We start from the raw sequence: 2630 nt of genomic DNA, 5'->3' as shown, positions 1-2630 counted from the left end.
CTTGTGCCGTTCGCGTTCAGGATCAGCCAGCGGAATTGTATCGATCAAGCCTCGCGTGTAGGGATGCACTGCAGCTGTGTACACCTGCTCGGCCGGACCGATTTCCACCAGCTTGCCCAGGTACATCACGCCGATGGTGGTGGCCACATAACGCACTACGGACAGGTCATGCGAGATGAACACATAGGTCAGCTGGTGTTCACGTTGCAGGTCCCGCATCAGGTTGAGGATTTGCGCCTGCACCGAAACGTCCAGGGCGGACACCGGCTCATCTGCCACGATCAATTTCGGTCGCAACGCGAGCGCGCGGGCAAGCCCGATACGTTGACGCTGCCCACCGGAGAATTCATGGGGGTATTGATGCACGGCGGTGCGCGGCAGCCCTACCTCGTCGAGCAACCTGACCACAGTGTTTTCCTGCTCAACGGTGGATCCGCGATGCTGAATAACCAGTGGTTCACGCAGGATTGAGCCCACGCGCATGCGAGGATCCAGCGAAGCGTAAGGATCCTGGAACATCAGCTGGAAATTTCCGCGATATTTGCGAAGCTCCCGATTAGATTTGCCGGTGATCTCCACGCCGTCGAAAATGATCGAGCCGGACGTTGGCGTGTCGGCGGCGACGAGCAACCTGCTGACGGTACTCTTGCCGCAGCCTGATTCACCGACAAGACCGAACGTCTCTTCGGCGCTGACGGTAAACGACACGTCCGCCACCGCGCTTATTGCACCGATTTTGCGTTGCAGCACACCGTTCGAAGTGACGGGAAATTCCCGGACGAGGTTGCGTACCTCCAGAACAGGGGCGGCTTGCTGAGTGGTCGCCAGTGGCGTAGGCGGGTTCGGCGCCACCTGTTGTTTGCTGTCCAGTGGGTGGAAGCAGGCGAACGAGTGGTTGCTGGCGGTGAGCTCGGGCTCTTGGGCCCGGCATTCGTCGGTGGCATAGGCACAGCGCACGGCGAACCGGCAGCCGCGCGGAGGGTCCGATAAATCGGGCGGCAGGCCCGGAATAGCGTAAAGCCTGCGGTCCGGATCCACATTCTCGGGTCGTGCACGGAAAAGCGCTTCAGTGTAGGGATGCCGCGGGTTGGCGAACAGCTCCGGAGTCGGGCTGGTCTCCACGATCTTTCCCGCGTACATCACCGCTACCCGATCGGTGTGTCCGGCGATGACACCGAGGTCATGCGTCACCAAAATGACCGCCATGCCCAGACGGCGACGCAGATCATCGATGAGCTCAAGTATTTGCTTCTGGATGGTGGCATCAAGCGCCGTTGTCGGTTCGTCGGCAATCAACAGTTCGGGCTCGCAAGCCAGCGCCATCGCGATAACCACGCGCTGGCGCATTCCGCCAGACAGTAGGTGCGGGTAGGAGTTCATCCGTTCTCTGGCGTGCGGCAGCCCGACGAGGTCGAGCACCTCAGCGGCGCGCTCGCGCGCTTGTTCCCGGGTCACTTCCCGGTGCAGCAGAACGGTTTCTGAAACCTGATCGCCAATAGTCAAGCATGGGTTCAGCGACGTCATCGGATCCTGGAAAATCATGCCGATCCGGTTGCCGCGGACTTTACGCATACCGGCTTCGTCCAGAGCGGTGAGATTGACGTCCCCCAGCGCGATCGAGCCACTAACGATTTTACCACCAGGTGGTAACAGTCGCATGATCGAAAGCGCCGTCATGGTCTTACCGCAACCGGACTCACCGACAATGCCAAGACTTTCGCCTTCGCGGACGATGAAATTTACACCGCCTACCGGGTGCACCACACCCTTGCGCAGTGTGATATCAGTGTGTAGGTCGACAACAGTCACCACAGGATTCACCGGTCTACCTCTTTTGTAACCGAACGTCGAATGAATCCCGTAATGCGTCACCGAGGAAGTTGAACGCGATCACGACACAGACAATGGCCAAGCCCGGTGGGTAGATCAGCCACCAGTAACCGGCGTAGGTATAGCTAATGCCGCTGGAGAGCATATCTCCCCAGTTCGCGGCAGGTGGCGGTATACCGAGGCCGAGGAAGCTCAGCGCGGCCAGGATCAGGATCGCGTCTGCCACCTGGAAGGTCGCATTCACGACCACGGTGCCGATGGCGTTCGGTGCGATGTGCCGGAAGACAGCGCGCCACGGCCCGCCACCCATCAGCCGTGCCGATGTCACGAAGTCCCGCGTACGCAGGCTCAATGCGGCGCCACGTACCAAGCGCGCCGGACCAAGCCAAGACACCAGGGCAATCACCAAGATCAGCAGCCCAGGTGTGGGGCGGGCGATCGAGGCGAGGAACAACAGCAGGAACAGCGCAGGCACCGCGAGCAGCGCATCGACAACGCGCATCATCGCGGAATCGATGAGACCACCTGCGTAACCGGCAATCGCGCCCCACACCGTGCCGAAGAAGGTGGCCAGCAAGGCAGCGGCGACTCCCACCTCTAGGGAGGTCTGGCCGCCGACCATCAACCTGCCGAGTTGGTCGTAGCCCACCTCGTTGGTGCCCAGCGGATGCGCAGCGGAGGGCGCTAGCGCGGCCTGAGACAGCTCGATGTGTACCTGGTCAGTGTGATAGATCAGCGGACCCGCATAGCAGAAAACGATGAACGCCACGATGATTCCGAGACCCACCACGGCGAGCTTG

2 protein-coding genes are annotated in these 2630 nt (G+C 60.9%); both read right to left on the bottom strand.

Annotated features, from left to right (window positions below):
* Positions 1–1821: ABC transporter ATP-binding protein (locus tag VFA16_RS12105; RefSeq protein WP_324968044.1), on the bottom strand; the 1821-nt coding region annotated here is incomplete at its 3' end.
* A 4-nt stretch (positions 1822–1825) separates the two neighbouring features.
* On the bottom strand, positions 1826–2630 hold an 805-nt coding region (locus VFA16_RS12100; RefSeq protein ID WP_324968043.1), incomplete at its 5' end, for an ABC transporter permease.

It is taken from the genome of Mycobacterium sp. (assembly GCF_035653355.1).
GTDB lineage: Bacteria > Actinomycetota > Actinomycetes > Mycobacteriales > Mycobacteriaceae > Mycobacterium.
This window is presented reverse-complemented; position numbering and strand designations above follow the sequence as displayed.